Annotated in this window: 32 protein-coding genes; 8 read left to right on the top strand and 24 right to left on the bottom strand. The window is 45.1% G+C overall.

Going from position 1 to position 26,608, the window contains the following annotated elements:
- Positions 1-2: 2 nt before the first annotated feature.
- The 5 genes from spoIIAB to BUC05_RS02440 form a co-directional block, all read right to left on the bottom strand.
- The gene (spoIIAB, locus tag BUC05_RS02460; RefSeq protein ID WP_011246637.1) at positions 3-443 is read right to left on the bottom strand and encodes an anti-sigma F factor; all 441 of its coding nucleotides are present in this window, start codon (positions 441-443) and stop codon (positions 3-5) included.
- Position 444: 1 nt separating this feature from the next.
- The gene (gene spoIIAA, locus BUC05_RS02455) at positions 445-789 is read right to left on the bottom strand and encodes an anti-sigma F factor antagonist (protein ID WP_011246636.1); all 345 of its coding nucleotides are present in this window, start codon (positions 787-789) and stop codon (positions 445-447) included.
- Positions 790-895: 106 nt separating this feature from the next.
- A complete protein-coding gene (locus tag BUC05_RS02450; RefSeq protein ID WP_011246635.1) occupies positions 896-2,062 on the bottom strand; it encodes a D-alanyl-D-alanine carboxypeptidase family protein in 1,167 nt (388 codons plus the stop codon).
- Between the two features lie 165 nt (positions 2,063-2,227).
- The gene (locus BUC05_RS02445) at positions 2,228-2,992 is read right to left on the bottom strand and encodes a polysaccharide deacetylase family protein (RefSeq protein WP_050748968.1); all 765 of its coding nucleotides are present in this window, start codon (positions 2,990-2,992) and stop codon (positions 2,228-2,230) included.
- A gap of 70 nt (positions 2,993-3,062) precedes the next feature.
- The gene (locus BUC05_RS02440; protein WP_035204069.1) at positions 3,063-3,536 is read right to left on the bottom strand and encodes a metal-dependent hydrolase; all 474 of its coding nucleotides are present in this window, start codon (positions 3,534-3,536) and stop codon (positions 3,063-3,065) included.
- Between the two features lie 144 nt (positions 3,537-3,680).
- Between BUC05_RS02440 and BUC05_RS02435 the strand changes: the two genes are divergently transcribed.
- Complete coding sequence (locus BUC05_RS02435; RefSeq protein WP_011246632.1) at positions 3,681-4,040, top strand: hypothetical protein; 360 nt, start codon at positions 3,681-3,683, stop codon at positions 4,038-4,040.
- 154 nt (positions 4,041-4,194) lie between these two features.
- Here BUC05_RS02435 and BUC05_RS02430 read toward each other — a convergent pair whose 3' ends face one another.
- The 11 genes from BUC05_RS02430 to BUC05_RS02380 form a co-directional block, all read right to left on the bottom strand.
- Positions 4,195-4,392: a DUF2188 domain-containing protein gene (locus BUC05_RS02430; protein WP_035204066.1), complete on the bottom strand. Its 198-nt coding sequence runs from the start codon at positions 4,390-4,392 to the stop codon at positions 4,195-4,197.
- A 79-nt stretch (positions 4,393-4,471) separates the two neighbouring features.
- The gene (locus BUC05_RS02425; protein ID WP_011246630.1) at positions 4,472-5,860 is read right to left on the bottom strand and encodes an MDR family MFS transporter; all 1,389 of its coding nucleotides are present in this window, start codon (positions 5,858-5,860) and stop codon (positions 4,472-4,474) included.
- 243 nt (positions 5,861-6,103) lie between these two features.
- Positions 6,104-6,895, bottom strand: a complete 792-nt coding sequence (locus tag BUC05_RS02420; protein ID WP_070104800.1) for a VLRF1 family aeRF1-type release factor — start codon at positions 6,893-6,895, stop codon at positions 6,104-6,106.
- A 15-nt stretch (positions 6,896-6,910) separates the two neighbouring features.
- Positions 6,911-7,324: an organic hydroperoxide resistance protein gene (locus tag BUC05_RS02415; RefSeq protein ID WP_011246628.1), complete on the bottom strand. Its 414-nt coding sequence runs from the start codon at positions 7,322-7,324 to the stop codon at positions 6,911-6,913.
- 176 nt (positions 7,325-7,500) lie between these two features.
- Entirely contained in the window at positions 7,501-8,808 is a 1,308-nt protein-coding gene (locus BUC05_RS02410) for a pyrimidine-nucleoside phosphorylase (protein WP_073304045.1), read from the bottom strand.
- Between the two features lie 107 nt (positions 8,809-8,915).
- Positions 8,916-10,100 carry a phosphopentomutase gene (deoB, locus tag BUC05_RS02405; protein WP_011246626.1) on the bottom strand — a complete coding sequence of 395 codons (1,185 nt, stop codon included), beginning with the start codon at positions 10,098-10,100 and terminating at the stop codon, positions 8,916-8,918.
- Positions 10,101-10,189: 89 nt separating this feature from the next.
- Entirely contained in the window at positions 10,190-11,077 is an 888-nt protein-coding gene (xerD, locus tag BUC05_RS02400; protein WP_035204243.1) for a site-specific tyrosine recombinase XerD, read from the bottom strand.
- 29 nt (positions 11,078-11,106) lie between these two features.
- Positions 11,107-11,328 carry a YqzK family protein gene (locus tag BUC05_RS02395; protein ID WP_011246624.1) on the bottom strand — a complete coding sequence of 74 codons (222 nt, stop codon included), beginning with the start codon at positions 11,326-11,328 and terminating at the stop codon, positions 11,107-11,109.
- A gap of 234 nt (positions 11,329-11,562) precedes the next feature.
- Positions 11,563-12,054: a ferric iron uptake transcriptional regulator gene (fur, locus tag BUC05_RS02390; protein WP_063609339.1), complete on the bottom strand. Its 492-nt coding sequence runs from the start codon at positions 12,052-12,054 to the stop codon at positions 11,563-11,565.
- Positions 12,055-12,174: 120 nt separating this feature from the next.
- Complete coding sequence (gene spoIIM, locus BUC05_RS02385) at positions 12,175-12,819, bottom strand: stage II sporulation protein M (protein WP_011246622.1); 645 nt, start codon at positions 12,817-12,819, stop codon at positions 12,175-12,177.
- A gap of 53 nt (positions 12,820-12,872) precedes the next feature.
- Positions 12,873-13,412 (bottom strand): NUDIX domain-containing protein, encoded by a 540-nt coding sequence (locus BUC05_RS02380; RefSeq protein WP_011246621.1) that lies wholly within the window; start codon positions 13,410-13,412, stop codon positions 12,873-12,875.
- A 73-nt stretch (positions 13,413-13,485) separates the two neighbouring features.
- On the opposite strand from BUC05_RS02380, the gene mciZ reads away from it, so the two are divergent.
- On the top strand, positions 13,486-13,650 hold the full coding sequence (gene mciZ, locus BUC05_RS02375) for a Z-ring formation inhibitor MciZ (protein WP_082111943.1): 165 nt from the start codon (positions 13,486-13,488) through the stop codon (positions 13,648-13,650).
- A gap of 1 nt (position 13,651) precedes the next feature.
- Here mciZ and BUC05_RS02370 read toward each other — a convergent pair whose 3' ends face one another.
- Positions 13,652-14,170 (bottom strand): TlpA family protein disulfide reductase, encoded by a 519-nt coding sequence (locus BUC05_RS02370; protein WP_011246620.1) that lies wholly within the window; start codon positions 14,168-14,170, stop codon positions 13,652-13,654.
- A gap of 92 nt (positions 14,171-14,262) precedes the next feature.
- Between BUC05_RS02370 and BUC05_RS02365 the strand changes: the two genes are divergently transcribed.
- Entirely contained in the window at positions 14,263-15,096 is an 834-nt protein-coding gene (locus BUC05_RS02365) for an undecaprenyl-diphosphate phosphatase (protein WP_011246619.1), read from the top strand.
- 54 nt (positions 15,097-15,150) lie between these two features.
- Here BUC05_RS02365 and BUC05_RS02360 read toward each other — a convergent pair whose 3' ends face one another.
- The 3 genes from BUC05_RS02360 to BUC05_RS02350 form a co-directional block, all read right to left on the bottom strand.
- Positions 15,151-16,275: a 2,3-diketo-5-methylthiopentyl-1-phosphate enolase gene (locus BUC05_RS02360; protein WP_011246618.1), complete on the bottom strand. Its 1,125-nt coding sequence runs from the start codon at positions 16,273-16,275 to the stop codon at positions 15,151-15,153.
- A gap of 190 nt (positions 16,276-16,465) precedes the next feature.
- Positions 16,466-17,026: a DUF2179 domain-containing protein gene (locus BUC05_RS02355; protein WP_011246617.1), complete on the bottom strand. Its 561-nt coding sequence runs from the start codon at positions 17,024-17,026 to the stop codon at positions 16,466-16,468.
- Between the two features lie 148 nt (positions 17,027-17,174).
- On the bottom strand, positions 17,175-17,672 hold the full coding sequence (locus tag BUC05_RS02350) for a PTS sugar transporter subunit IIA (protein ID WP_011246616.1): 498 nt from the start codon (positions 17,670-17,672) through the stop codon (positions 17,175-17,177).
- Between the two features lie 223 nt (positions 17,673-17,895).
- Here BUC05_RS02350 and BUC05_RS22005 point away from each other — a divergent pair, with 223 nt between their 5' ends.
- Together BUC05_RS22005 and BUC05_RS02340 are read left to right on the top strand one after the other, a co-directional pair.
- Positions 17,896-17,994, top strand: a complete 99-nt coding sequence (locus BUC05_RS22005; RefSeq protein ID WP_073304043.1) for a YjcZ family sporulation protein — start codon at positions 17,896-17,898, stop codon at positions 17,992-17,994.
- Positions 17,995-18,190: 196 nt separating this feature from the next.
- Positions 18,191-18,736: a GbsR/MarR family transcriptional regulator gene (locus BUC05_RS02340; protein ID WP_063609338.1), complete on the top strand. Its 546-nt coding sequence runs from the start codon at positions 18,191-18,193 to the stop codon at positions 18,734-18,736.
- 75 nt (positions 18,737-18,811) lie between these two features.
- Here BUC05_RS02340 and BUC05_RS02335 read toward each other — a convergent pair whose 3' ends face one another.
- From BUC05_RS02335 to asnB, 4 genes are all read right to left on the bottom strand, one after another.
- The gene (locus tag BUC05_RS02335) at positions 18,812-19,120 is read right to left on the bottom strand and encodes an MGMT family protein (RefSeq protein WP_050748967.1); all 309 of its coding nucleotides are present in this window, start codon (positions 19,118-19,120) and stop codon (positions 18,812-18,814) included.
- Positions 19,120-19,599, bottom strand: coding sequence for a VanZ family protein (locus BUC05_RS02330; RefSeq protein WP_235360790.1), 480 nt, complete (start codon positions 19,597-19,599; stop codon positions 19,120-19,122). Before BUC05_RS02330 ends, BUC05_RS02335 begins: the two co-directional genes overlap by 1 nt.
- Before the next feature lie 76 nt (positions 19,600-19,675).
- Positions 19,676-20,629, bottom strand: coding sequence for an acetylxylan esterase (locus BUC05_RS02325; RefSeq protein WP_011246612.1), 954 nt, complete (start codon positions 20,627-20,629; stop codon positions 19,676-19,678).
- Between the two features lie 201 nt (positions 20,630-20,830).
- Positions 20,831-22,681, bottom strand: coding sequence for an asparagine synthase (glutamine-hydrolyzing) (asnB, locus tag BUC05_RS02320; protein ID WP_011246611.1), 1,851 nt, complete (start codon positions 22,679-22,681; stop codon positions 20,831-20,833).
- A gap of 674 nt (positions 22,682-23,355) precedes the next feature.
- On the opposite strand from asnB, the gene proB reads away from it, so the two are divergent.
- The 3 genes from proB to proC are packed head-to-tail and all read left to right on the top strand — an operon-like array spanning position 23,356 to position 26,584.
- Entirely contained in the window at positions 23,356-24,474 is a 1,119-nt protein-coding gene (gene proB, locus BUC05_RS02315; protein WP_011246610.1) for a glutamate 5-kinase, read from the top strand.
- Positions 24,474-25,721 (top strand): glutamate-5-semialdehyde dehydrogenase, encoded by a 1,248-nt coding sequence (locus tag BUC05_RS02310; RefSeq protein ID WP_011246609.1) that lies wholly within the window; start codon positions 24,474-24,476, stop codon positions 25,719-25,721. Before proB ends, BUC05_RS02310 begins: the two co-directional genes overlap by 1 nt.
- A gap of 11 nt (positions 25,722-25,732) precedes the next feature.
- The gene (gene proC, locus BUC05_RS02305; RefSeq protein WP_011246608.1) at positions 25,733-26,584 is read left to right on the top strand and encodes a pyrroline-5-carboxylate reductase; all 852 of its coding nucleotides are present in this window, start codon (positions 25,733-25,735) and stop codon (positions 26,582-26,584) included.
- Positions 26,585-26,608: the final 24 nt, after the last annotated feature.

Here is a 26,608-nt window from a genome sequence, read left to right as displayed (position 1 = left end):
CCTTATCTGCACATTGCTTTCGTCGTGGTCAGCTGTTTTTTCACGTAAACGGTTGTCCCAATCATTGGTTCGGAGATTACTTTCAACTCTTGGCAAAAATTTTCCATAATCGTGAAGCCCATTCCAGAGCGCTCTAGTTCCGGTTTCGAGGTATAAAGCGGCTGTCTTGCTTCATCCAAGTCTGATATGCCTACCCCTTCGTCGCGGATAATGAGTTCGAGTTCACGATCCTTCAGTTCAGCTGTAATATAAACTTGCCCATTTGGATCATTTTCGTAGCCATGGATAATCGCATTGGTGACCGCCTCTGAGACAATCGTCTTGATTTCCGTCAATTCCTCCATCGTCGGATCGAGTTGGGCAATAAAGGCACTGACTGTCACTCGGGCAAAAGATTCATTTTCACTTAAAGCCGAAAACGCTAAATTCATTTTATTGGCCACTTTATGCCACCCCCAATTTTTGCAATGCGAATCGTTCGCTTTCTTCCAACCGGATAATTTTAAAAAGGCCCGACATCTCAAACAACCGCTCAATCGTTGGCGAAATCGCGCATACGACCATTTCGCCGCCATTTGCCTTAATTTGCTTATACCTGCCCAGTATAACGCCAAGCCCCGAACTGTCCATAAAAGACAGCTCAGCCAAATTCAACACAATATGCTGGATGTTTTCTAGCCGTGCTTCTATTTGGCTGCGCAATTCTTTGGCAGAATGATGGTCCAATTCCCCTTCAAGCCGAACCAACAACACATGCTCCTTTTGCTCCAATCCGATTTTCAAGTTCACAAACTGCACCTCCGTCGTTTTGCTAGTAATTCATTCGCCTGCAAAATGACAGATTCCTTGTACATGACAAAACTAGTGGCAAAGTTTGCTTTTCCTTTGTGATTAGCTATTTTCCAGCAAATGATGACAACATCCGTTTAAACAGCGTCCACCACGAAGCGTTTTCTACATCTTCAGCTGCCACAAGGTCTGTTCTTGAAAGTGTTTCGCCATCTCTTACAATAATTAGCTGGCCAACTGCATCCCCTTTTGTGACAGGTGCTTCCACGTTTTCAAATAGCTCGATTTTCGTCTCAATTTCCTCAAGCTTCGTGCCTTTTTTCAACAACAATGAAACGGGCTCAGGCGTGATGGCTTGTACATGCCTATCCTTGCCTTTTATAACCGGGACTTCCCCAATAAGGTCTCCTCGCTCATGCAACCGCTCCGTTGAATAGTGGCTATATGAATAGTCAAGCATGTTCGTTATTGTAGCATTGCGCTCTTTCGGCGTTTTCGCCCCCATAACGACGGCAATAACACGCATCCCGTTCTTCTCTGCTGTGGCTGTCAACCCATACTTTGCCTCTTGTGTAAACCCAGTTTTCAAGCCGTCGACTCCAGGGTAAAACTTGACGAGCTTATTCGTGTTTACGAGCCAAAACTCCTTATCGGTACCTTTTCGTAAATAATCTTCGTATATCCCTGTATACGAAGTGATGTTTTCATATTTAAGCAACTCTTTCGCCATAACAGCTAAATCATGTGCAGAAGAGTAATGGTCCGCTTCAGGCAAGCCATTCGGATTTTGAAACTGTGTATTTTCCAAACCAAGCTCTGCCGCTTTTGCATTCATCATTTTTACAAACTCTTGTTCTGTGCCGCCAATATGTTCAGCCATCGCTACCGCTGCATCATTCCCAGAAGCAATGGCAATGGCTTTCAATAAGTCATCCACACTCATTTCTTCCCCAGGTTCTAAAAAGACTTGCGATCCGCCCATGGAAGCAGCGTTCTCGCTAACGGTCACCATATCCTCATACTTAATCGTGCCTTCTTCAATTGCTTCCATAATAAGCAGCATGGTCATGATTTTCGTCATGCTAGCCGGGGGAAGCATGTTGTCGCTGTCTTTTTCAAACAATACTTCGCCTGTATCCCGTTCGATTAATATCGCGGACGCGGCATTTTCAGCTAACTGAGGCAGTTCCTTTTCTTTTGCAAAGGCTGCTTCACCAGCGTATGCAAACAACAAAACAAACAGGAGCATCGATACGTTCCATTTTCTTTTCATGTTTTTCCCTCCACTAGGCCGTCATCATAAAAAAACTATTTGCTAGTGTCTCCATTTACTGGAAAGGTTATACATTTGCCCAAACAATATTTAAAACGCTGACTCCGTTCCCGTTTTTGCCGAACCATCTTGAAAAGGAACAAAAAAGCAAGTCAAGCCATTGGCTTAACTTGCTTCGGGCAAATGCAACAGCTCGGGGACCGTTACAAATGTATAGCCTTTTTCTTTCAACCATTCAATTTCTGCCGGCAGATCATCAAACAGTTGGTAGCTTGTAGCCGTGCCGTCATGATGAAGGATGATTCCACCAGAATGGGCATCGTCGACTACATTCATCGCAATCGAAAATGGCAGTTGGTATTGCCAATCTAAGGAATCAATGCTCCAACCAATTAGGTGGTAACTTTTTCTTGTGAGTGTTTTGACAACCATGTCATTCACGCTCCCATAGGGGGCCCTCACCAAATGGGTAGTGACGCCAGTTGCTTCTTCAATGACCGCTTGTGTCTGTTCCACTTCGTCTAGCACCTCGCTTTGTTCAAGCTTGGTCAACTCTTGATGGGTAAAGCTGTGATTGCCGATGCTATGCCCTTCTGCCACCATTCGTTTTAAGAGCGACGGATGTTGCTTTGCTTTATAACCTAGTACAAAAAAAGTGGCTTTGATATTTTCTTCCTTTAATAAATCAAGTAGACGTTCTGTGTAAACGGGATCAGGGCCATCGTCAAATGTTAACGCGAGCCTTTTTTCGTCATTTGGCCCTTGAAATTGAATTTTTTCACGTTCGATCTGTGTAAGGGCAGTCGTTTGCACAAGCGCTGGGCCATCCCTTTCAATCGCTTGATAAGAAAGGGCATCGCTAAATCTTCCGCCAAAAAGAAGTGAACTAACGCCAAGAAACAGAACAACGGTTAGCCATTTCTTGTTCACGTGAAAAACCCCTCTCAACTAGTCGATCTTCCTAGTATGAGAGGAGAATAAATCATTTATGCACAGGCGATTAAACAAACCCCCAGTAAAACCATCCCATTGCGATTGTTAAGGCAGCAAGCACAACGGTCTCAAGCCAGCTTCCAGTACGAATCCGAGCAATGCGGACACGGATGTTGGCGGGGTAAAAAAAACGAATTCCCCGTACTGTTAAAGCATCGAGCAAATAATGAGAAGCGATCCCTATTAACACGCCTGTTTGCACAGCCTCGTTGTCCGGAAACAGCCAGCGCAAGACAATGCTTGCTAGCAGCAGGAACAGCAAACTATGGGTAAATGTGCGATGGCCAAAAATAGTCGCAATCGTTTTCGACAATACCGGGAATCTTCTGCCGATTTTAGAATGGGTGTGGCATATATCAGGCAAGATGGCACCGACAAGCCCAGCTGCATAGTAGGCCCACCCATGGGCTCCTGCAAAAACGATTGTGTCCATCGCTTGGCATGCTACTACGCCGCCAATCATATGGGTTTTTCCTGTCATCATTGACTCCTTTATGTATTGGTTGCATCAAGTGCTCCTCCATCATAACACACATACGTTCGCTTATCACGCTCATTTACATAATTCGTGACGCAACCCGACGATTGTACTAAACTAATCGTAGGAAACTCTTCAGGAGGGATCATGTTGCCTTACATAATCAGTCTACTCACAGCCATTCTTCTTACTAGTTTTGCTTACTTTCTTGGCGATTTCTTCTTGGAGCAAGCTCTAGCAATCTGGCATCCCCTTTTCATTGGAGCTAGTGTTGTCGTGTTAGGAGCAGTGGTTGAAAAGCTCCGTTCGCCGATGTGGCTCATTATCGTCACTCCGTTTCCCGTCGGCATGACGCTGCTATTTTTGTTCTTAAGAAGCACATGGCCGGTGTGGTTGCTCACCTATGTGTTGACACTGGCTTTTTATATCATCATCCATATGATAGCAAGCTCCCTTTTCCGTTTCCATTCCCTTATTCCAGCTTGGAAGCTCTCGAAAACCGCATAATAAAAAGAGAGGGCTTGTCTCTTGTTACAAAGCCCTCTCCCATTCCTTGGCATCCATTGGAACTGTATAATTCAGAATTCCTTTTCAATCATGGGGCGACGCGTCGATCTACCGCCTCGACTGATCCCCCTTTTCCATCAATCTGGTGTGCACACTAAAATGTTTGAATTCCCTGTTGTTCATGGTTTTCATCAAAAATCATTAACTGGCTTGGCCGGTTGGCTTCAGCCAACTTCATGCCTGCTTCAATTGCTTTTGATTGCTTGTCAAACTCTTCATAAGGAGCGACGTCTTCTATTTTTAATAACCATGTAGTCGCGTCCTTATTTGGAACAACTGTATACTTTTTCACCCTTACCGGCTCCTTTCTCCCTTTCAACTATGGCTGTCGTGTATAGTGAACCATACCCGGGAACCAACCCCATTAAACGTTAAACAGCCGCAGGCTTCTTAATGAAGAAAGATAGTAGTAAGCCGATAAAACTTAACACGGTCGCTACGATAAAGGCGTTGTTGACTCCTTGGATCATTGCTTCATTGGTGTGAAGCGATGCGGATGCCGTCATAATCGTTACAAGAATAGCTGTACCGATTGAGCCAGTTACTTGCCGCATCGTATTATTCATCGCTGTTCCATGTGGAATAAGCTCGCGTGGCAGTACGTTAAGTCCTGCGGTTGTTACCGGCATCATCACTAACGAAAGCCCGAGCATGCGAACTGCATAAACGACTGTTAAATAAACTAGACTTGTTGACTCGCTTAAATTCGTATATAAAAGTGATGTGACAACAAGTAGGGCGATGCCTATGATGGACAAAGACCTTGCCCCAATCCGATCAAAAATACGGCCAGTAATCGGCGACATTAACCCCATTAAAACAGCACCAGGGAGAATCGTCAGTCCTGTTTCTAAGGCGGAATGGCCTTGCATATTTTGAATAAAGAGTGGCAAAATCGTTGCCGGGCCCACAAGCGAGACAAAAACGAGCATGCCGATTCCAGTCGTCAATGTAAACAGCGGGTATTTAAAGACACGGAACTCCAGTATAGGATGTTCTAACAAAAGCTGCCTCTTGATAAACATCACGAGTGCACAAATGCCGATTGCAAGTGGAATAAATACAAGTGGACTCGTCCAACTAGCTTGCCCAGCATTTGAAAAACCGAATAACAGACCGCCAAATCCAAGCGTTGATAGGATAATCGATAAAAGATCAAGTTTTGGCGAACGCAATTCTGTCACATTGCGGATGACAAAAATGGCGGCAATGATATCAACGACAACGACAGGAATCAAAATCCAGAATAAGATCGTCCATGGAAACATTTCGACTAGCCAGCCAGACAATGTTGGACCAATAGCTGGGGCAAAGGAAATGACAAGTCCAACCATCCCCATTGCTGCTCCGCGTTTTTCAACTGGGAAAATTAATAAAAAGACCGTTTGCATAAGTGGCATCATAATGCCTGCTCCTGCTGCTTGAATGACACGGCCACCCATAAGAACAGCAAAGGAAGGAGCAAGAGCGCAAATGAGCGTACCGATGCCGAAAAGCGACATTGCTGTTAAAAACAAGAAACGGGTTCTGAATTTCTCAATTAAAAAAGCGCTAATAGGAATCATAATGCCATTAACAAGCATGAAAATCGTCGTCACCCATTGAGCTTTGTTTTCATTAATTTGCAAATCAACCATTAAGTGTGGCAATGCAGTTGTCAGCAATGTTTGATTTAAAATGGCGATAAATGCGCCTACTAGCATAACCGCCACAAGCGGCTTTTTATTAAACGTTGACTCTTCTGTTTGTGTAGACTCCATTTTTTACCCTTCTTTATCATTCAATTTAAAACGTCGGTAATAAACATTGTTTTACTGAGGACGAACGAAATGGACGTGCGAGGGGAACTGCTTTTATGTAATGGCATATTTGGACGGCAGACAGCTTTTTACCCATTGATTATAGCGACGATTTTCTTCGTTTGTCAAAACATTTGTTTCGCCTCACGAATTTTTACACATTAAAAACCCTGCTCCATGGGTAGTGAAGCAGGGTTTTGTTTTTTATACCGCAGATTCATTTACTTCTCTGACGATTTCGTGTGCTTTTAACTTAGCCAAATTCTTTTTTAAGATGGCCACGTCCGCCGTCGAACATTGTTTGACAAACGCTGTCGTTTGGTCTGGTGAGCCAACAACATGAATCGTTTGCCAATTTCGCTTTCTAGCTTGTTTCTCGATTTTATTGGCAATCTTTTTAAACCAGCGTTGCTGGTTGGCATCAAATCGATTTGCGTACGACTCGCGATGAAGGGCAGCCCCCGTCTCGCCTTCAGGGCGTGCGCCAATATATTCTTTCCAATCTTCTGCTTCTACATCCCAAGCATAATGCAATTCATCGTTTACTTCCCCTAAACTTGTCTCAACTGCTAAGACATCTGTTTTCTGGATCATCACAATGCCAGAAAGAGGGTATTTTGCTTCTAAGTTCTCAAGTTGATCGACTACAGGGTAGTGCTCCCACCTAAAATCATTTTCTACCGGGACTTGTAGCTTCTTCACATACAGGTCACCGCTTGCAGAACCGATAAAAACGATGCTTTTCGGCAGGTTAGGCGATAATTCTTTAATGTTTTTTTCGGCAAGCTTTTTCAGTCTCTTAAAACTTTTGAGTTCCGCATCATTCTCACTAGCTTCCAGGTATTCTTCCAGTTTTTTTAGCCCATTTTTCAAACGGATCTTCCACTCACCTTTTTGCTGATCCGTACTGGACAAGGACGTGCGCAAGTAAATTGAAAGACAGCCGTCATCGCAATGGATTTGTTTGAACCGCTCGATATCTTTTGCTAGTGACAATGGGTCACCCTCCTTTTATTCTGCTTTCGCAGTCAGCTTCACTTGGATGTTACCACGTGTTGCTTTTGAATAAGGGCAAAACTCATGTGCTTTTTCGACAAGTTCCTGTGCTTCTTCCTCCGATACGCCTTTGACTACGACTTCAAGTTCAGCGCCTATTTGAAACCCTCCGTCAGACGGGTCTTTAACGAGAGAGATATGGGCGGTTGTGGTCGAGTCAATTTCTTTTTTCGCTTTCTCTGCCATTAAATTCAATGCGCCGTCAAAACAGGAAGCATACCCAGCCGCAAACAACTGCTCTGGATTTGAGCCTTCCTTTTTCGAACCTGGTTTGACAAGGTCTAAATCAATGGTTGCATCATCTGATTTTACATGCCCTTCACGTCCGCCTTGTGCTGTTGCGGATGATGTGTAAACAATGTCTGCCACCTATATGCACCCCTTTTCATCTGCTTTATGAATGGTATACACGTTTATGCTGTCATTTAAACATCAAATTTTGCTAAACCTCATTATTTATAGCAGTGAAAGGCGCCTCTTTAGGTGTTAGTTAATCTATTCGCTGCGGGTATGCTTCATGACAAAATGAGGAACATTTTAGCGAACTATTGGCCGTAGATTTCTTTATAAATAAGCGTTGGTTGTTCCACCTTCTCATCGACAATGTGATAAGCCTGTTCTACAAGCTTTCTTGCTTCCTCTATCCCTTGTTCGTTGGCAAAAAGGGTTGCAAGCGTTTCCCCTTCCTCTACGTAATCGCCTGTTTTCTTTTCAAGCACAAGGCCGACAGCTAAATCAATTTGGTCTTCTTTGGTTGCCCTTCCTGCGCCAAGCTGCATGGCGGCTGTGCCAATTTTATCGGCTGCAATTTCTTTAATATAGCCTGCTTTTTGAGCTGAGACAGCGATTTGCTCGGATGCTTGAGGCATTTGTGCTGGATTTTCTACGACCGATGGGTCACCGCCTTGTGAAGCGATAAATGCTTTCAGCTTCTCCAACGCGTCACCGTTTTGAATCGCCTCTTCAAGAAGTTGCCGCGCCGCTTGAACAGACTCTGCTCGTTTAGCCAAATAAACCATATGGCTGCCTAATACAAGACAAAGCTCCCGGACATCAGCTGGGCCTTCGCCTTTCAAAACAGCAAAAGCTTCTTTCACTTCTAGCGCATTGCCGACTGCCCTTCCTAAAGGTTGGCTCATGTCGGAAATGACTGCCATCGTCTCACGGCCAACGCTCGAACCAATTTCCACCATGGCTTCGGCAAGCTCAACGGCATGGTCCAACGTCTTCATAAAAGCGCCCGATCCGCATTTCACGTCTAGTACAATCGCATCAGCACCTGAAGCAATTTTTTTACTCATAATCGAGCTTGCGATTAACGGGGTTGAGTTGACTGTGCCAGTGACATCGCGTAAGCTATAAAGCTTTTTGTCGGCAGGCGTTAAATTGCCCGTTTGGCCTGCGAGGGTAAGACGTTGTTCATTCACCTGCTTCAGAAACGTATCTGTATCCATTTCAACAGAAAAACCGGGAATGGCTTCGAGCTTATCAATCGTACCGCCAGTATGGCCGAGCCCCCTTCCTGACATTTTCGCAACTGGAACGCCAACAGAAGCAACGAGTGGAGCAAGCGCGATCGTCGTTTTATCGCCTACACCTCCTGTAGAATGCTTATCAACTTTTACTCCTTTGATCGCGCTCAAATCAATCATATCCCCTGATTCCGCCATTGCCAGCGTCAGCTCTGCCCGTTCTTCTTTGTTCATGTCCTTAAAGTAAATCGCCATTGATAGCGCTGCCATTTGGTAATCAGGAATGGTGCCGTTTGTATACCCATCAATGACCCAGCGGATTTCTTCTTTTGTGAGAGCTTCGCCATCACGCTTTTTATCGATTAGATCGACCATTCTCATCGCTCATTCTCCCTCCAACGGCAAAGAAAAGCAGCTGCTGTTTCCTTGCCATAATTTTTTGCTAGCCTGCCCTGCTTAAGATCCGACTTTTTTAACTGAATAACCTTTTACTCAGGCTTTAGTTCTGTTAAAAAGCTCGTTCCGTTGCTAGGCCGTTCCACTTGAAAATTGTCGGCTACGGTTGCCCCTATGTCAGCAAATGTGCGGCGTTTCCCAAGATTGACTGGTTTTATCCCTTTATTGTACACGAGCAATGGTACGTATTCCCTTGTATGGTCCGTACCTGTATGGGTAGGGTCATTGCCGTGATCGGCTGTAACAATCAGCAAGTCTTCGTCTCCTAATTGGGGCAAGATTTCCCCAAGTCGTTGATCAAATGCCATAATGGCCTCTCCATACCCGATCACATCGCGTCTATGGCCATAAAGTGCATCAAAATCGACTAAATTTAAAAAACAAAGCCCTTCGAAAGACGTATTTATTTGCTCTGCTAGCTTGTCCATGCCATCCTCATTTGAAGTGGTGCGGACTGCTTTTGTCACGCCTTCCCCATCATATATGTCAGAAATTTTGCCTAATGCAATGGAAGCAAGCCCTGCATCTTCAAGCGTATTCATCACTGTGCGCCCAAATGGCTTTAATGCATAATCATGGCGGTTTGCTGTCCGCTTCCACTTGCCTGGTTCGCCAACGAACGGCCTTGCAATCACACGGCCGACCATATACTCTGGGGCTAATGTCAACTTACGAGCTTTCTCGCAAATGTCATAAAGCTCTTCCAAAGGCACGACTTCTTCATGGGCGGCAATTTGCAAAACTGAATCAGCTGACGTATAGACAATTAAATCACCTGTTTTCACATGCTCTTCGCCTAACTCATCTAAAATCTCTGTACCGGATGCGACTTTATTGCCAATGATACCGCGTCCTGTTTCGCTTTTGAGTTGCTCAAGGAGCTCCGTCGGAAAGCCATCTGGAAACACTTGGAATGGTTTAGTAATATGTAAGCCCATTATTTCCCAATGACCTGTCATTGTATCTTTACCTAAGGACGCTTCTTGCATAATTCCATAGCTTGCCAGTGGAGTTGGGACATTTTTTACCCCTTTTAAAGGAGCAATTTTTCCAAGGCCAAGCTTTTCTAGCTCAGGCACATGTAGGCCATTAAAAGCCTCTGCAATGGAACCGAGCGTGTTCGCTCCTTCATCGCCGAACTCTTTAGCATCTGGCGCTTCGCCAATCCCGACTGAATCCATGACAATTAAAAAAATCCGTTCAAATCGTTTCTTCATAATTTCCCTTCTCTCGACTGTATTCAACCTTTAGCTTCCCATCTGCTCTTGCCCATTATCTCGGATATCACAATAATTTCCATTCAGGCTTAAGCGCGAGGATGGTAGCGAGAATAAACATCTTTCATGCGCGTTTTAGTTACATGTGTATATATTTGGGTTGTCGATAAATCGGCATGGCCGAGCATTTCTTGGACAGAACGCAAGTCAGCCCCATTTTCAAGCAAATGCGTTGCAAAAGAATGGCGAAGCGTATGTGGGCTAAAATCTTTTTCTATGTTCGCCGTTTTTGCTAGTTGCTTCATGATTTTCCAAAACCCTTGCCTGCTAATGGGGCGGCCATGGTGATTGACAAACAATTTATCATGCCGTTCATGCTTAAGCAACGCACCCCTGCCCCGCTCTAAATAGGTGTTTAACGCTTTGGTCGCTTCTTTGCCCAAAGGCACGATCCGCTCTTTATTCCCTTTGCCGATGACACGGACAAACCCCATGGACAAGTGGACGTCATCAAGCCCAAGAGAAATCAATTCTGTGACACGCATCCCAGATGCATAGAGAAGCTCTAGCATCGCTTTATTGCGCACACCAAACGGCGTAGATGAATCTGGTGCAGCTAGCAGTGCATCCACTTCCTCAATGGAAAGGACACCTGGCAGTTTTTTATCAATGCGCGGCGTCTCGATCCATAATGTCGGGTCATGGTCTGTCCATTTTTCACGGTACAAAAACTGATGCAACGCTCGAAGCGTTGTGACGTTCCTTGCAATCGTCGCTGAAGACTTGCCTGTTTCCTTTAGCGTGAATAAATAATGCTGCAACGTCGACCTGTCCACTTTGGCAAATTGATCGATCCCTCGTTTCTTTAAATAGGCGCCATATTGCTTTAAGTCCCTAGCATACGACTCAATTGTATTTGGCGACAGCCCTTTTTCTACTTTAATAAAATGGATAAACTCTTGAATATCGTGTTCCATTGCCATGAGGAATTTGCTCCTTTAACCGCTTATTCTCCCATCCATAAGAACCTTTTTATCCGCTCGTCGATTGATAAGTCTGATTCGCCAACATTCATGCTCATTACTTTTAACGCTTTTCCTTCAGGCTCATCATACTTATGGTACTCGCTAAATTCATGGCTCACCCATAGAATACCATAATAAAAGATAGTCGTGCACAACGTAAACAGGATCGCCGCCTTCGCCATCTGCAATAAGGACTTTGCCATCTCATCACTCCATTATTCGGTCGTTATACTATTAACCTATGCCGGTTTTGCCTCATTCTATACGTGCAAACGTGATTTATCACACGTTCATAGACATAGAAAGGCGGTTCAGATGGCATCGTCCCATTAGAGAACACGAAAAAAGGCCAACCGACAGGGACAATACCCGCGCGCCGATTGACCGATTAAACGGAAGCCTCTATGTACTGGGCTCCATTAGCAGAAAATCCTTTTTTACATTTGCTCATTTAATTGTTTGCTGCCTTGGCCATGCTGTTCTTGACTAGGCTGTTCTTGACAACGATAGCATATTCCGTGGAACGTTAAGCGATGATCTTTAATTTTAAAGGAAAAATCTCGTTCTACCACCGCTTCGACATCACCAAGCAAATCCTCAGTAATTTCATCAACTGCGCCACACTCAATGCAAACAAGATGGTGGTGAAAATGATTGGCTCCCTCTTTGCGCAAATCAAAACGGGAAACGCCATCGCCGAAGTTGATTTTGTCAACCACATTGAGTTCTGTCAATAGCTCTAGTGTACGGTAAACCGTCGCCAAACCAATCTCAGGCGCTTTTTCTTTAACAAGGAGGTAGACGTCCTCAGCACTTAAATGGTCTTCTTCATGTTCAAGTAAAACCATTACTGTCGCTTCACGCTGAGGCGTTAATTTATAGCTCTGAGCATGCATTTGCTTTTTAATCCGCTCTAATCGATTTTCCATAACGGCCTCCTACTCAAAAGCGATCTAAATGTACACTCATTATAAATGAGAAGAGAACAGTTGTCAATTAATAATGATTCCAATCTGCAAATGAATATCATTTATCATGTTGGAATTATTCTAAAAAGAGGCCAAGACCCATTTCATTAGTATTGGCGATACGTATGCTTCGAACACAGAAGCGACAGTAACAAATGCGCCAACAATTAAAACGAGTGTCGTGTACCGGAAAAAAGGAGGAAAAATCGGCTCTTTTAGCCCTTTAGCAAACGTTTGCTTGATTAAACGCAAGCAAAACGACACACTCGCTGTGCCAACGACAATAAAAGCAGGAACCAACACCACATTCTGTGGCAAGACAGACACAAACGCAAGCAGAAATCCTTGTGCGCCCATTTGGTTCACCAAAAACCCGACTGTAAAGCCAATAACGAGGCCTTTGACAAAAATAAGCACAAAGATGGCCGGCAATCCAATTAATGAAATGCCAAGGATCCACATTAAACCGATATATTTGCCATAATGAGTAAAACTGTGGACAAACAACTCACTTGGCGATGTGACCACAGAACCATTTTTCATTTCATTAAAAAATTGACTTAAATATGTAAACAAGTCGTGCCGCTGCGATAAACTGAGGCTGTTAACGACAATTGCCCCGAAAACAATGCCAATGAGAAATAGAACGATTGTAAAAATATAAATCGACCGGTTGTTATCTACATGTCTAGCAATCGCTTCATAGACACGATTTGGATTGTTCATAGCCTGTCCCCTCCTGCTCTACTTTATGAGCAGCAAAAGCAGGCTATGACTGTTTAGCGGCGATTTTTTAATTTCCAGTATTGCAAAGCGTAACTAGTTTTCGCATCATGAATCCGCCCTTCCTGCTCAAGCCGGTCACACTCCATTTCGGTCAACTCGAGCACGCGGACGAATTCCCCCTCGTCAAGGCGTTGATCGCCTTTTTTTAGCCCTGTAGCTTCATATACATAAACAAGCTCATCTGCAAAGCCTGGCGATGTATAAAATGACGTGATCAATGTGAGCGCCTCGGCTTGGTAGCCTGTTTCCTCAACGAGTTCACGCCTAGCTGTTTTTTCGGGTGCTTCACCAGGTTCCATTTTGCCAGCTGGGATTTCAATAATCGCCTTTTCGAGTGCTTTACGGTATTGCTCCACTAGCACCATTTTGCCATCTTCGGTAATGGCGACTACAGCTACTGCGCCCGGATGGCGCACCAACTCCCGCTTTGCGATGGTTCCGTCTGGAAGTTTGACGTCCTCTACATCAAGCTGAATCAACTTTCCTTTATGAATCGTTTGCTTAGCAATCGTTTGTTCAGTCAACTCTTTCATTTGGTACCCACCTTGTCATCTTTGATGTATGTAGCGCATAAAAGTGTATCATACTTGAACGGGAGGTGCTTTTATGAAACGATACAATCGCGAAAATAGCATCATACTCATTGGGCAAAAGTGGGAAGTGCTTACTGCTTTAAAACAGGCTGCTAAAACATTTGACACTGTCGCCGCTTGGCATTCAGCGTGGAAGCCCGTAGAAAAAAACAGTCCTCCTCTAAAGCGAATAAAATAGTTTAGAGAAGTTCCTGCAATTTGTTATCAAGCATCTCTTTCGTTACTTCGCCAACGAGCACGTCTGTGACAACGTTGTTTTGATCAATAATGTAAGTCGTGGGCAATGATGAAGGCTTAAACGCTTGCATAAATGCCCCTTCCGAATCAAAGAATACCGGCAGCGTCAAGCCTTGCTCTTCGATAAACTCGATCGCATCTTCAGGGCGCAATTCTTTTGACTGGCTGTTGACAGTGATGACAGACACTCCTTTATTTCGATAGTCCTCTGCCACTTCCATCAATGCCGGCATCTCCCGTATACACGGTTCGCACCATGATGCCCACACATTTAAGACGAGCACGCCGTCTTGGTAATCGCTAAAAGAAGCACTTGCGCCCTTATATACGTCAAGCTCCATGTCCAATAAATGATCCCCTGCCTGTACCGGTTTTGATTCTCCATTAAATTGCCACACAAAAAACACAATTGCTACGCATGCTCCAACAAGCACAGCCAATGTCCAGCTCCGTTTTTTCATTGATGCGGTTGCCCCTTTCCGATTGGCCAAAAGTTTGCTAGAATGAAACAGTTCGATTTATATCAAACTAATAAGCAGAAGGGAATTCACTTATGAGTTTACTAGAAGCAGTCATCCTTGGTCTTGTTCAAGGAATTACAGAGTTTTTGCCGATTTCAAGTTCCGCCCATCTCATTCTTGTCCAAGCATTGTTCGGCATGACATTTGCCGGCTTTAGCTTTGAAATTCTTCTTCATCTCGCTTCTGTTCTTGCGGTTATTCTTTACTACCGCCATGATTTGATTGAGATTATTCGCGGTTTTTTTGCCTATTTCACAAAGCGAACACCGCAAAATAAAGCGATGTTTTGGTTTGCTATTTATTTAGTTGTCGCCACAGGCATTACAGGTGTTGCCGGTATTTTGTTCGAAGATTACATAAGCGAAACGTTTAAAGCACCTATCTTTATTGCCTTAGCACTTGCGGTCACCGGTCTATTCTTAATCATTATAGAACGTTTTGTCCGCCACGGAAACCGAACAGAAAAAGAAATGACGATTTGGGATTCAATTATCGTGGGGCTTGGCCAATGCCTAGCGCTCATTCCTGGGCTTTCACGCTCTGGAACGACGTTAATTGTCGGCATGTTTGCTGGTCTGACAAAGGAAACAGCTGTCCGCTTTTCCTTTTTGCTGTCCATCCCGGTTATTTTAGGGTCTTCCGTGTTGGCAATTGATGATTTGATTTCAGGGGATTTGCTCGCGAGCACAGGCTTATTTGAGCTTGCTGCTTCCTTTGTTGTCACGTTTATTGCCTCTTGGCTTGGGATTGTCTTTTTCTTGAACCTTGTCCGCAAAAGCAAACTTGTCTATTTTGCCGTCTATTGTTTCATCGTCGCCATACTCGTCTTTATTTTCCAAGATGCATTGGGACATGCAGACATTTAAATTTTGTAAGACACACCATAAAACGAGTTGGGCTATGCCCAACTCGTTTGTTTTTTAGTTCGCGCTGTTAAGTGCTTCGATAAATGCTTTGCCTCCTGCTTCTACGCCGCCTTTATAACGGTGGACGCTACCGCCGAGATTGATAATGACATCTTCGCCAAAATCTTGGCGGACAGTGGCAATCGTTTGAAAATCAATGCCAGCAGAAGGAATTGGAAAGGCACGCTTCATTTGAGTCGTCATTGTCAGCTGGTCTTTTACCCGTTGCGCTTCTTCTGGATTTATGCCGATCCTGCCATAAGGAGAAGGAAATAGAACGGCGTCTGCCCCTGCCATGCGCAGCAGCTTTCCTAACAAAAGACGAGAGGCTATGCCATGTTGTTTGGAGCGTGTCATCATTCCCGTCAGTGAGGAATGGGCAAAAATCGGTACGTCAATTTCTGGATCTTCACGAAGGCCTTGGAGCACATCAATCCCATACGCATATACATTTAGCATCAGTGCCGGCGCTCCTAAGCCAATTGCCTCTCTTGCCCGCTCTTTTAACTCAAATGTTTTGCCAGTAAGATTGACGACATACAGCGGCGTTCGCCCTGTCCGTTCTGCTGCTTCGGCGATTGCGGCTAACCCAGCGGGCACCCGTTGTTCATAAGGCGTCCAATTGTGTTCGAATAGCCGCTCATCATCTTGAATAATGTCAATGCCGCCATAGCTATGGGCGAGCATTTGTTCATGGAAGGAATCAATTGAACGGCCAATCGCCCCTTTTGCAACGCTCATCGCAAGCGGGCGCCCTTCTACTTCCACGAGATCACGGATTCCCTCAATGCCATAGAGCGGTCCTGGAAATCTCTCCACTAAGTCGTTTGAAAACTGCAAATCAAGCAGTTTTACATTCGGTTCGTAAGACAACCGGCCATATGTCGTTGTTAAAATGGAGGGAAAGTCTGGCACTTCATAGGCAACGGGGAATGAAATCGTCACAATGCTGCCTTCCCCGTAAGAGGGGTCCTCGTTAATGGAAACGACTTTTCCTTTATAAGCAAAGCTTTCTTGTTTCTCAGCTTCAGGCATTTCTTGCCAAGGCTTAGCCGTGAGCCCAGTGGCCATTTTCTCTGCTTTTTCCTCAATAAATTCATTTGAATCACTTACATAGTACACCGCATTTATTTGTGCCACAGCCAAACCTCCTCATCGACAAGATGATTTTTATATCAACATTACAAATAAAGCGCTACCATGTCAAGAACGCTGCTCAGGCCAAGCAGCGTCCAGATTGAAGCAATTGCATCTTTCGTTGTTCATAAACACCTGGTTTGGTCAACCTTCAATCGGTTCACAAGCGTTTCCTATCAGCCTGGATCATTTTTTAATGGGCGTCTTCCTTTGCTTTTCGTTTTAAATATTTCTCTCGCCGCTTCTTCATCGCTTTTGTAATGTAGCCGCCTTTAAAATTGCGTGGTTCAAACGAGACGATAAACGCTTGCGGCTCATATTCTGACACAATTTTAATAAACTCCTTCTCCCTATCCCTGCGCGCCGTGCAGTCAAGGCGGCATCGCGTTGACGCCATACCTTCGACGGAAGAACTGGAAACACTAAAACCCATTTCCCTAAGGCGGTTAATCAATGGTTGGTTTTTTTGTGGGATATTTACTTCAATGCTCACATAGCCGATTGCCAGTTTTTCTTCGATTACTGCGCCAATATATAGCCCTATGCCAAAGCCAAGCGCATAAGCAGCCATATTGTAATAATTCGATAAGTCGCTAAACACAATGCCAAGGGCAACTACATATATAACCCCTTCAAGCATGCCCATTGCCGCAGCCTTTTGCTTTAGCCCTTTAACCATCATGATTGTCCGCAATGTTAAAATCGGCACATAAATCAACTGGGCAAAAAAGATAATAAGCGCTTGTAAAACCAACTCCTTCACCTCGCCTCTGTTCCAGATCAATCAAAGGGTAGTTTACCAGGTTCCTTTGGCGAACGCTAGCTAAAATATGCCTAAAACAGCTGGAAAGTCTAGTATAAAAAAACGCGCAGACTCTAAGCGCCCACGCGTTTCTTCCCTATTATTTGGCTCTTATTGTAAAAAGCGCTGTTTTTCCAGCCATCGCTTCGCTGTTTTGTTGTTTTTCAAGCGAATAACGATCTGGGTTGGTTAGCACAACTGGCGTAATCGTGTGCGCAGCTTTTTCTTTGACAAGCTCTACGTCAAAGTCAATGATCGGGTCGCCGACGGAAATGGTATCGCCTTCTTTTACATGGGCAGTAAATCCTTCTCCATTCATCGCCACTGTTTCAAGGCCAATATGGATGAGCAATTCTGCCCCAGATGCCGTTTCAATTCCAAAAGCGTGCTTTGTCGGAAACACTTGGACAATCTTTCCACTAACAGGCGCGACAATATGCCCATCCGTCGGCTCAACAGCCAATCCATCGCCAATCATTTTTTGACCGAATGTTGGGTCAGGCACTTCTTCTATTGGGACAACTTTTCCATTCACCGGCGCGGTAATGGTTTCCTCCGCTGGCGCTGTCTCTTTCTTTCCAAATAGTTTTTTAAACATATGACCACTCCTTACTGTCGATAAGCGTCACACTCATCTCATTTATTATTGTAATAATCCTGTTTGCACCCTGTCAAATTTCGACTCACTCTTCCTTTCCCTTGCAACAGCTAAGAACAGCAGCCGCTAGGCTTTACTAACAGGTTAGTTTTTAAAAATAGGGAGCCGCCCACGCACTTTTCCGCTTATTTGCATAAGCTGTCGTGAACAAAAAATAGATGGGGTGATTCGATTGAGTTTTAAACATGACGGCGGTTTTGCTTTTATTGTGGTGTTATTCATTCTTCTCGTGATTGTAGGCTCTGCTTACATCTGTTGTTAAAAAAAACACAAAAAACAGGCACAAGTTCGCCTGTTTTTTGTTTGCCCGCTGGCTTTATTGGCAACAACAAAATAGAGCACCTAACAATGCAAAAACAAGCAGTTTTCTTTTGCGCGTAGATATGGTAAAGTATGTTTGTTTTTAAGACGATACGTGTATATAGTACATAAATATATTGAGCAGGCGGGATGAAGAATTGGCACAACATACACTTGATACAATTAAAAGAATGGAAGAACAGTTTGTTGACCGCATTGCCGAAAACATGCGGACGTATGGCGTTTCTACTACGGTAGGGCGTGTGCTCGGCATCATTTATATGAACCGGAAGCCAATGACGCTTGAAGCTCTTTCCGATGAAACCGGTATGAGTAAAACGCGGATGAGCCAAGTTGTACGGGAAATGCTGTCTTTAAATGTTGCCCATAAAGTGTTTGAAAAAGGCGTCCGCAAAGATTTATATGATGTCGAAAAAGATTACTACCAAACGTTCATTTCCATTTTCGTCGCGAATTGGCAAGCTGTGATTGCTAAAAACCGAGCAGTTGGAAAAAGAATTCAAAATGAGGTTAGACGGTTTATGGAGGCAGAAGCAGACAACTTGTCCGCTGACGAAATGGAGCAATTAAACCATTTGTTAAAAGAAACGGAGCAGTGGCTCCATTATTACAAATGGTTAGACGATCTTGTTGATTTTTTTGAGAGCGGCGATGTATTTCACCATGTGCCCAAGCCAGACTAAACACTCCTTGCGTTAGACCCACATCCCATCATCAGATTCACCTTCAGTAAACGTTTTTCCATTGCGTGCCTTCGCTTATAGCGGGCACGCCGTCCAACTATGCAATTCCATTGCGACGCGGCCATCTTGTGAAAACGTAACCCCTTCTTCCAATAGCCGTTCCTTTTGTGTTTTTCCATTAAACAAAAGGCCTGAGGCCAACTCGCCGTTTTGCTTTACGACACGGTGCGCCGGGACATCAGGCGGCGATTGCCGCATCGCCCAGCCAACCACTCGCGCATGCCGGGGCGCATGCAAATAGCGAGCAATTTGCCCATAAGAAGCGACTTCCCCCCGGGGAATACGGCGAACGGCCGTATAAACATGTTCAAAGAAGGCATCCATCATTTTCCCCTCCTCTCGCTTTTTATTATTGGCAAAAACACGACCTGTTTTTTTATAAAAAAGGCCAATCGAAATAAACAATAGCCTACAGCCCCACCCGCAGTATTTAAGAGGATGTCATCAATGTCAGCTACACGATGGGTAAAGGCTAGCTGGCATAGCTCAATCGAACTGGAGACTAAAAAGCTGGCAATCACTGTCTTTCCTATTTGTCGGCAGCACCGAACTGACAAAGGCAACAAACACCCAAATGGGACAAACAGTAATACGTTCCCGCCAAGTATAAAAAGGGGATCACGAATTGTAGAGCTAAAAAAGCCAATGCGATATATACTGCGGAATGGGATGTAGTTATAATTACGCCCGGCCAACTCACTAGGTTCAAACGAAGATCCATAATTCCATGCAACCAGTGTGATGTAAAACAGTACTGCCATATAAGCAGCGAACAGCAACCGCCCTAACATTCGGACATTCACGATCAAAGCCTCCCCTCCATCCACTTATATGCAAAGCTTGGACAGCCCATGAATGGAGTGGGAAAAACGACTTCGTTCAACTAGTGAAAAAGCGAAAAATATGATCGTTCATTCCTGGAAGGTGCTCATGGCCAAAATCAGGATAGAGCTCATACGATTTTTTAGCCTTTATTTTATTATAAGCAGCAAATTGGGTAGACGGCGGGCATTCTGTATCCATTAAACCAACTCCCATTAGGACATCTCCTTGAATCCGGTCAGCAAGATGCTGGACATCGATGTAGCCAAGGCGTTCAAAAATTTCGCCATGGCGTTTATGTTGCGGATCGTATGAACGGAAATAATCAGCCAATTCTTTATACGAACGAACCGCTAAATCCATTTGCCACACTCGCTTGTAATCGCTTAAAAACGGGTATACTGGAGCAAGACGCTTGATTTCAGGAACAAGGGCAGCACAGGCAAGCGTTAAGGCGCCCCCTTGCGACCACCCTGTGGCCATAAGCCGTGTTTTATCGATGTGAGGCAATGTTTTAGCAGCACGAACCAATTGGACGGTGTCCAAGAAAACGCTGCGGTAAAAAAGTGCGTCTGGCCCGGCATCGAGGCCGCGAATAATGTGGCCCCTATATGTATTCCCCCTTACGCCCCCAGGATCCTCTGAAGTTCCACCTTGTCCACGCACGTCCATATAGAAAACAGAAAAACCCGCCGCTACATAATTTAACAAGCTGCTCCATTCGGCTGAACGCCCCCCATACCCATGGAACATAAAAACTGCTGGCGTCTTCTCCCCTGCTTTTGGCTGTACGTATTTCGCATGGATTTTTGCATTTCCAGCGCTTCGATAATAGAAATGGTAACAGTTTGCAAACGAACACTGGAAAGAAGATTCGACTAGAGTGACTTCGGGATCAATCGCTTCAATTTCCGTTTTGGCCCGGTTCCAGTATTGGTCAAAATCTGCTGGTTTAGGGTTTATTCCTTCATAAGCTAACAACTCGCGCAACGGCATATCGACTAATGGCATAAGCGTCCCTTCCCTTTTTCGTTTTATGTATAGTATACCAATTTTCAAAGGGTTCAAAAAGCGTGACCCACACTCGTATTCGTACACAAAAAGCAAACCAAGGGCAGGAGGCTAGACTGTGACCTTAACCTGCATGCACTTGCTTTGCTTCCGTTTCGCTGGCACAAGCACTCCCAATGAGCGCTTTACTGAGCGAAGTACTCACGATTCATCAATTTGAATGTTGTATGCCTTCATCCAGTAATCGATTTGGACAAAATGGGCAAGGAGTTGTGGCCCTGCCATTAATTGGCCAAAATAAGGTTTCCCTGTGTCGAAACCACCTTTATCTGCAATTTCTTTAAGGCGATCGCGGTTAATAAAAGTGAACAATGGTGCGTCCTTTTGGCGAACGACTTCCTGGATCGCCTTTGTTACGGCCGCCGTATATAAAGGATGATGGGTTTTCGGGTAAGGGCTTTTTTTCCGGAAGAGTACATCGTCAGGGAGCAATCCTTGCAATGCTTTGCGTAGTATCCCCTTTTCTCTGCCCCCATATGTTTTCATCTCCCAAGGAATGTTCCACACATACTCGACTAAGCGATGGTCTGAAAAAGGAACCCTGACTTCAAGGGAAGCGCCCATACTCATCCGGTCTTTGCGGTCTAGCAAGTTTGTCATAAACCAAATCATATTTAAGTAAGAAATTTCCCTCCGCCTAGCTTCCTCAGGAGAATCTCCGTCAAACCGCGGTGTTTCTTGAATCGTTTCTTTATAACGATCATACACGTATTCCTGGAGATTAAGGCGTTTCTGCCAATCAGGCTGCAACAATTGAATCCGTTCATCAAGCGAGCGCATCCAAGGAAAACCGTCTATGGCCATCACTTCTGCTTTATGGAACCATGGATAGCCACCGAATATTTCATCAGCGCACTCCCCGGACAAACCAACAGTCACATCATTTTTAATTTGCTTACAAAACCACAACAAGGATGAGTCGACGTCGGCCATTCCCGGTGTATCCCTTACAAGGACAGATTCTTTTAGCAAATTGGCCAGGACATCGTTGCCGATAATGCAATTTTTATGGTTGGTGCCGCAATGAGCTGCGACTTTTTCTACCCAATCGGCATCGGCATTTGGCTGAAAGGTACTTGCCTTAAAATATTTTTCATTTTCCTCATAGTCAATGGAATAACTAAAAATCGGAGCGTTCCCTTGCTTTTCGTAGATGCGTGCAGCGATTGCCGTTAACGCGCTAGAATCGACACCCCCTGACAAAAACATGCCAACGGGAACGTCAGCAAAAAGCTGGCGCTCAACAATATCTTCCAAAAGTTCACGAATGTGAGCAGCGGTTTCATGTGCCGTTTCTGTATGGATATTGCTTTGCAATTGCCAATAACGTTTTACTGCGGAACCATTTTTACTAAATTGCAAGTAATGGGCCGGACGCAACTCGACAATTCCTTTAAAAATACCGTGGCCTGGCGTCCGTGAAGGTGAAAGCCCCATCACGTCAGCTAATCCGCTACGGTCAACAACCGCTTCGATTTGCGAGTGGGCCAGCAACGCTTTAAGTTCTGATCCAAAGAGAAGCATGCCATCCTTTTCTGTATAAAATAGCGGCTTAACACCAAGGCGATCCCTTGCCATAAATAATGTTTGTTCTTGTTCATCCCAAACAGCAAACGCAAAAATGCCATTCAATTTTTCAAGGCATGCGGCTCCCCACTCCATATACGCTTTAAGTAACACTTCCGTATCTGAATGGCCAGCAAATGTGTGCCCATGGGCAAGAAGTTCTTTGCGTAGCTCTTCTGTGTTGTATAGTTCGCCATTGTACACGATTGTACATGTATTGCCTTTAGCAGTGCGGGTCATCGGCTGTTTGCCGCCCTCTGGATCAACAACGACAAGCCGCGCATGCCCGAACGCAGCGTGGTCGGACGTCCATGTTTCGAGCGCATCAGGGCCGCGCCGATTCAGCGTGTTTGCCATATTTTTCATCTGTTTCGTTTCCGTGCGTAGGTTTCTTTGCCAGTCAACCCACCCAGTAATGCCACACATCGATTCCATCAGCCCTTTCTAGGAAGTAAGTAAAACCTCAGCCTTACCTATCCCTTCACTCCTAACCTATCGTATTCAGCCCAAATCACAAAAGTGCTTCTTTTATGGCGCGATCTTTTGGACGAACGTCACAAAGATTAGGAAAAGAAACGCTTGCTACGAAGAAAAAGAACCTTTTAGCTTTTTGCCTTTTAAAAAGAGAAACGCCTTGTCAACATAACTGCTTCCGATTGGCACTAGAGCTAAATTACATCTGCTTTATCGTTTGTGGGCTTTCTCTCACCGTACACCGAGCCGCAGACAGAAAAAAGGAATTGACTTTCTTCGCAAGGCTCGATATAATCACTTCAATTCGATATGTACGGTGCAGTGATGACTGGGACCAGTAAAAGGCAGAATATGTAAAGAGAGTTGGTTTCACCGGCTGAAAAAACCGACCATCCCTTCTGCGTTTGAAACCTACCCCACGACGCTGCTGGCAAAAACCAGCGTAGCATTCTGCGTTAAAGAATGGGAAAGTGGGCATAATCAATGCCAATGAAGGTGGTACCGCGGAGCTTTTTCCGTCCTTTTTGAGGATGGGAAAAGCTCTTTTTATTTGCTCGAACCTTTTTTCACCCCATGAACAATGCAAGCACCAGTAGAAAAAATGGCTATAGTAGGAGGTGCGGCCAATGGCCACAGGAACGATTGTCATTAAAATTGGCAGCAGCAGTTTAACAGATGGCAACGGCGCCTTAAGCACGGAACGGTTAAGAGGCCATGTCGAAGCCATATGCGAGCTGCGCCATCAAGGCATAAATGTGATTGTCGTGACGTCTGGCGCAGTCGCGGCTGGTTTTACGCTCATTGGCTATCACCAGAGGCCGAAATCCATTTCGCAAAAACAAGCGGCAGCAGCCGTTGGCCAAAGCTTGCTCATGCAAGCATATATGGATGCATTCCGCTTGCATGGCTACACAGCAGCGCAGCTGCTGTTAACACGAGCCGACTTTGCGGATCCAGCACGTTTTTCAAACATTTCACAAACATTGCGTGAACTCTTAAAGCGAGGTGCTATTCCAGTCATTAACGAAAACGACTCGACTTCAGTTGATGAACTGACGTTTGGCGACAATGACCGCTTGTCTGCCCTCGTTAGCGGCATCATTCACGCAGATATGCTCTGCTTGTATACCGATGTCAACGGTGTATATGACCAAAACCCAAACGACTCGCCTAACGCCAAAAAATACCATTACTTAGCAAGCGTACCTGAAGCATTGCTTGATCGGGTGAGCGCTGATACTTCTGCTGTTGGAACAGGAGGCATGAAGTCGAAGCTGCTTGCTGCGAAAACGGCGATTGAGCTTGGTACAAATGTATTTATCGGCAATGGCAAAGGAAGGGAAACGTTTACAGATGTTTTACTTGGTAAAGGCGATGGTACGTATCTCGGCCCCTTTACAAATAAAACGATGTCGACGACAAAACAATGGATTGTCTTCCATAGCGAACCGGCTGGAAGCATTGAAATCGACAGCGGCGCTTCAACCGCGTTGTTAAAAAGGGGCAAAAGCTTGCTGCCTGCAGGCGTACTCTCAGCTAAAGGCGATTTTTCAGCCGGCGACATCATTGAAGTGTTTTTCAACAACCGCCCCATCGGCAAGGGGAAAACCAACTTTAGCAAACATGAACTAGAGCTTATTAAAGGACTCAATAGCGAGGAAGCCTTGTCTCTAACAAAACGTTCAAAAAAAGCTGTTATTCACCGCGACTTTTGGGTGGCGACAAAAAAGGAGTGTTCTTATTAATGGCAACTGCAAAATTGATCTCACAAAAAGCAAAAGCGCATGCCCCATCCCTTTCACAAGCAACTACAGCAGAAAAAAACAGCGTGCTTCAAGCGATGGCCCAACAACTAAAAGCAGACGCAGACGTATTGCTCCAAGCCAATCAATTGGATATTGCCAATGCTAAGAAAAACGGGCTTAGCGACCACTTAATTGACCGATTGTTGTTAACAAAAGCGCGAATTGACGCGATGGCCACAGCGATTGACCACTTAATTGAATTGCCTGAGCCGATTGGTGCAGTAAAAGAGGAGATCAAACGGCCGAACGGGCTTGTTATCAAGGAAATGGTCGTACCGTTCGGTGTAGTGGGGATGATTTATGAAGCAAGGCCAAATGTGACCGTCGACGCTTGCACATTAGCAGTCAAAACGGGCAACGCTGTCGTCTTGCGTGGAAGCGCCAGCGCTCTCCACTCCAACAAAGCGATTGTCCACACATTGAAAAAAGCATTTCAAAACTCGCCTATTCATCCTGACGTCATTCAATTACTCGAAGACACGTCGAAAGAGGAAGCGGCCAACATGATGCAGTTAAAATCAACGATTGACGTTCTGATCCCTCGCGGCGGGGCCAATTTAATTCAAACGGTGTTGCAGGAGGCGACCATTCCTGTTATTGAAACTGGCGTTGGCAACTGCCATGTGTATGTCGCTAGCTCTGCCGACCCTGATATGGCATTTGATATTGTCGTCAACGCTAAAACGCAACGCCCGTCTGTATGCAATGCATGCGAAACACTGCTTGTTGAACAGTCGTTTGCAAAAGCTCATTTGCCAGCACTAGTCGAACGCTTGTCTGCAAAAGGGGTCTCACTTGTCGGCAATGAAGGAGCTTGCACCCTTGATCCACGCATCGCACAAGCGAATGAGGACGACTGGTCGACTGAATATTTGGATCTGCGCTTAGCCATTCGTGTTGTCGCTGATACAAATGAAGCGATTGCTCATATTAATCAATATGGGACAAAACACTCTGAAGCAATTATTACAGAATCATTGGCAGAACGGGACACCTTTTTCGCCACTGTCGATGCGGCTTGTGTATACCATAATGCCTCAACTCGTTTTACAGATGGGTTTGAATTTGGGTTTGGCGCTGAAATTGGCATTAGTACTCAAAAACTCCATGCGAGAGGGCCAATGGGCTTAAAAGCTTTAACGACGAGCAAGTATGGCATTTATGGGGAAGGACAAGTGAAAGAATAGGAGGCTTATTCATGACACATCAGACAACCGTCGCCATTTTAGGCGCCGGTTCAATGGCTGAAGCGCTTATAGGCGGTATAGCCAAAACTAACGGCGGCAAAGCGCCCCACATCACCGTATTAAACGCGAACAACCGCAAACGTCTTAATCAGCTCCACGCTGCCTATGGCGTCCACGCGGCGCAATCCTATGAAGAGGCAGTTAAAGGCAAAGACGTTATTGTACTAGCAATCAAACCTCATAACGTCCAAGAAGTGGCCGATTCGCTTGTTTCACTGCTCGATCCGCAGAAACAGCTCGTTATATCCGTTGCGGCAGGCATCAAGCTTGAAACGCTAGAAAGCTGGCTGCCTGCGGATACAGCGGTGATACGAGCGATGCCGAATACGTCGGCCCGTGTGCTTGCCTCGGCCACAACTTTGTCAATTGGCACTTACGCGACAGAGTGGCAACTTGCTTTCGCCAAGACGCTCTTTTCATCTATCGGCACAGTGACAGTTGTAGACGAACAACAAATGGATGCAGCCACTGGCATAGCTGGGAGCGGCCCTGCTTATATTTATTACGTCGCCGAAGCCATGCTTAATGCCGCCATTGCGGAAGGGCTTTCCCCAGCTGAGGCACGGGCATTGATTAACCAAACGATTGGTGGCGCCGCCAAACAGCTTTCCAATAGCAGCAAATCGCCTAAAGACCTTTATAAAGAAATCATGAGCCCAAATGGGACGACGGAAGCAGCGATTGCCCATTTAGATCATTCTTCCGCTCAAGAATTGTTTCAACAGGCGATTCATCAAGCTGTCAAGCGCTCCGCTGCAATTGGCGCTTCGTTTGAACGCGATCCCATTCATAAGCACCAATAAAGGAATTGCTGCTTCCCTTTTTTG

Source organism: Shouchella rhizosphaerae, assembly GCF_900142675.1.
GTDB classification, from domain to species: domain Bacteria; phylum Bacillota; class Bacilli; order Bacillales; family Bacillaceae_D; genus Shouchella; species Shouchella rhizosphaerae.
The sequence above is the reverse complement of the archived record's forward strand: the minus strand, read 5'-3'. Positions and strand labels throughout refer to the sequence as shown.

What these genes read in the sequence shown, in the direction of transcription:
- BUC05_RS02395 (WP_011246624.1), bottom strand. Translation starts at nt 11,328, where the DNA reads ATGGCAAAGTCCTTATTGCAGATGGCGAAGGCGGCGATCCTGTTTACG.
- spoIIM (WP_011246622.1), bottom strand. Translation starts at nt 12,819, where the DNA reads ATGAACAATCCAAATCGTGTCTATGAAGCGATTGCTAGACATGTAGAT.
- BUC05_RS02350 (WP_011246616.1), bottom strand. Translation starts at nt 17,672, where the DNA reads ATGTTTAAAAAACTATTTGGAAAGAAAGAGACAGCGCCAGCGGAGGAA.
- BUC05_RS02335 (WP_050748967.1), bottom strand. Translation starts at nt 19,120, where the DNA reads ATGGATGCCTTCTTTGAACATGTTTATACGGCCGTTCGCCGTATTCCC.
- mciZ (WP_082111943.1), top strand. Translation starts at nt 13,486, where the DNA reads ATGAAACGATACAATCGCGAAAATAGCATCATACTCATTGGGCAAAAG.
- BUC05_RS02370 (WP_011246620.1), bottom strand. Translation starts at nt 14,170, where the DNA reads ATGAAAAAACGGAGCTGGACATTGGCTGTGCTTGTTGGAGCATGCGTA.
- proC (WP_011246608.1), top strand. Translation starts at nt 25,733, where the DNA reads ATGACACATCAGACAACCGTCGCCATTTTAGGCGCCGGTTCAATGGCT.
- BUC05_RS02380 (WP_011246621.1), bottom strand. Translation starts at nt 13,412, where the DNA reads ATGAAAGAGTTGACTGAACAAACGATTGCTAAGCAAACGATTCATAAA.
- BUC05_RS02440 (WP_035204069.1), bottom strand. Translation starts at nt 3,536, where the DNA reads ATGACAGGAAAAACCCATATGATTGGCGGCGTAGTAGCATGCCAAGCG.
- xerD (WP_035204243.1), bottom strand. Translation starts at nt 11,077, where the DNA reads ATGGAACACGATATTCAAGAGTTTATCCATTTTATTAAAGTAGAAAAA.
- asnB (WP_011246611.1), bottom strand. Translation starts at nt 22,681, where the DNA reads ATGTGTGGCATTACTGGGTGGGTTGACTGGCAAAGAAACCTACGCACG.
- BUC05_RS02435 (WP_011246632.1), top strand. Translation starts at nt 3,681, where the DNA reads ATGTTGCCTTACATAATCAGTCTACTCACAGCCATTCTTCTTACTAGT.
- fur (WP_063609339.1), bottom strand. Translation starts at nt 12,054, where the DNA reads ATGGAAAATCGATTAGAGCGGATTAAAAAGCAAATGCATGCTCAGAGC.
- BUC05_RS02410 (WP_073304045.1), bottom strand. Translation starts at nt 8,808, where the DNA reads ATGAGAATGGTCGATCTAATCGATAAAAAGCGTGATGGCGAAGCTCTC.
- BUC05_RS02425 (WP_011246630.1), bottom strand. Translation starts at nt 5,860, where the DNA reads ATGGAGTCTACACAAACAGAAGAGTCAACGTTTAATAAAAAGCCGCTT.
- deoB (WP_011246626.1), bottom strand. Translation starts at nt 10,100, where the DNA reads ATGAAGAAACGATTTGAACGGATTTTTTTAATTGTCATGGATTCAGTC.
- BUC05_RS02325 (WP_011246612.1), bottom strand. Translation starts at nt 20,629, where the DNA reads ATGCCATTAGTCGATATGCCGTTGCGCGAGTTGTTAGCTTATGAAGGA.
- BUC05_RS02450 (WP_011246635.1), bottom strand. Translation starts at nt 2,062, where the DNA reads ATGAAAAGAAAATGGAACGTATCGATGCTCCTGTTTGTTTTGTTGTTT.
- BUC05_RS02365 (WP_011246619.1), top strand. Translation starts at nt 14,263, where the DNA reads ATGAGTTTACTAGAAGCAGTCATCCTTGGTCTTGTTCAAGGAATTACA.
- proB (WP_011246610.1), top strand. Translation starts at nt 23,356, where the DNA reads ATGGCCACAGGAACGATTGTCATTAAAATTGGCAGCAGCAGTTTAACA.
- BUC05_RS02310 (WP_011246609.1), top strand. Translation starts at nt 24,474, where the DNA reads ATGGCAACTGCAAAATTGATCTCACAAAAAGCAAAAGCGCATGCCCCA.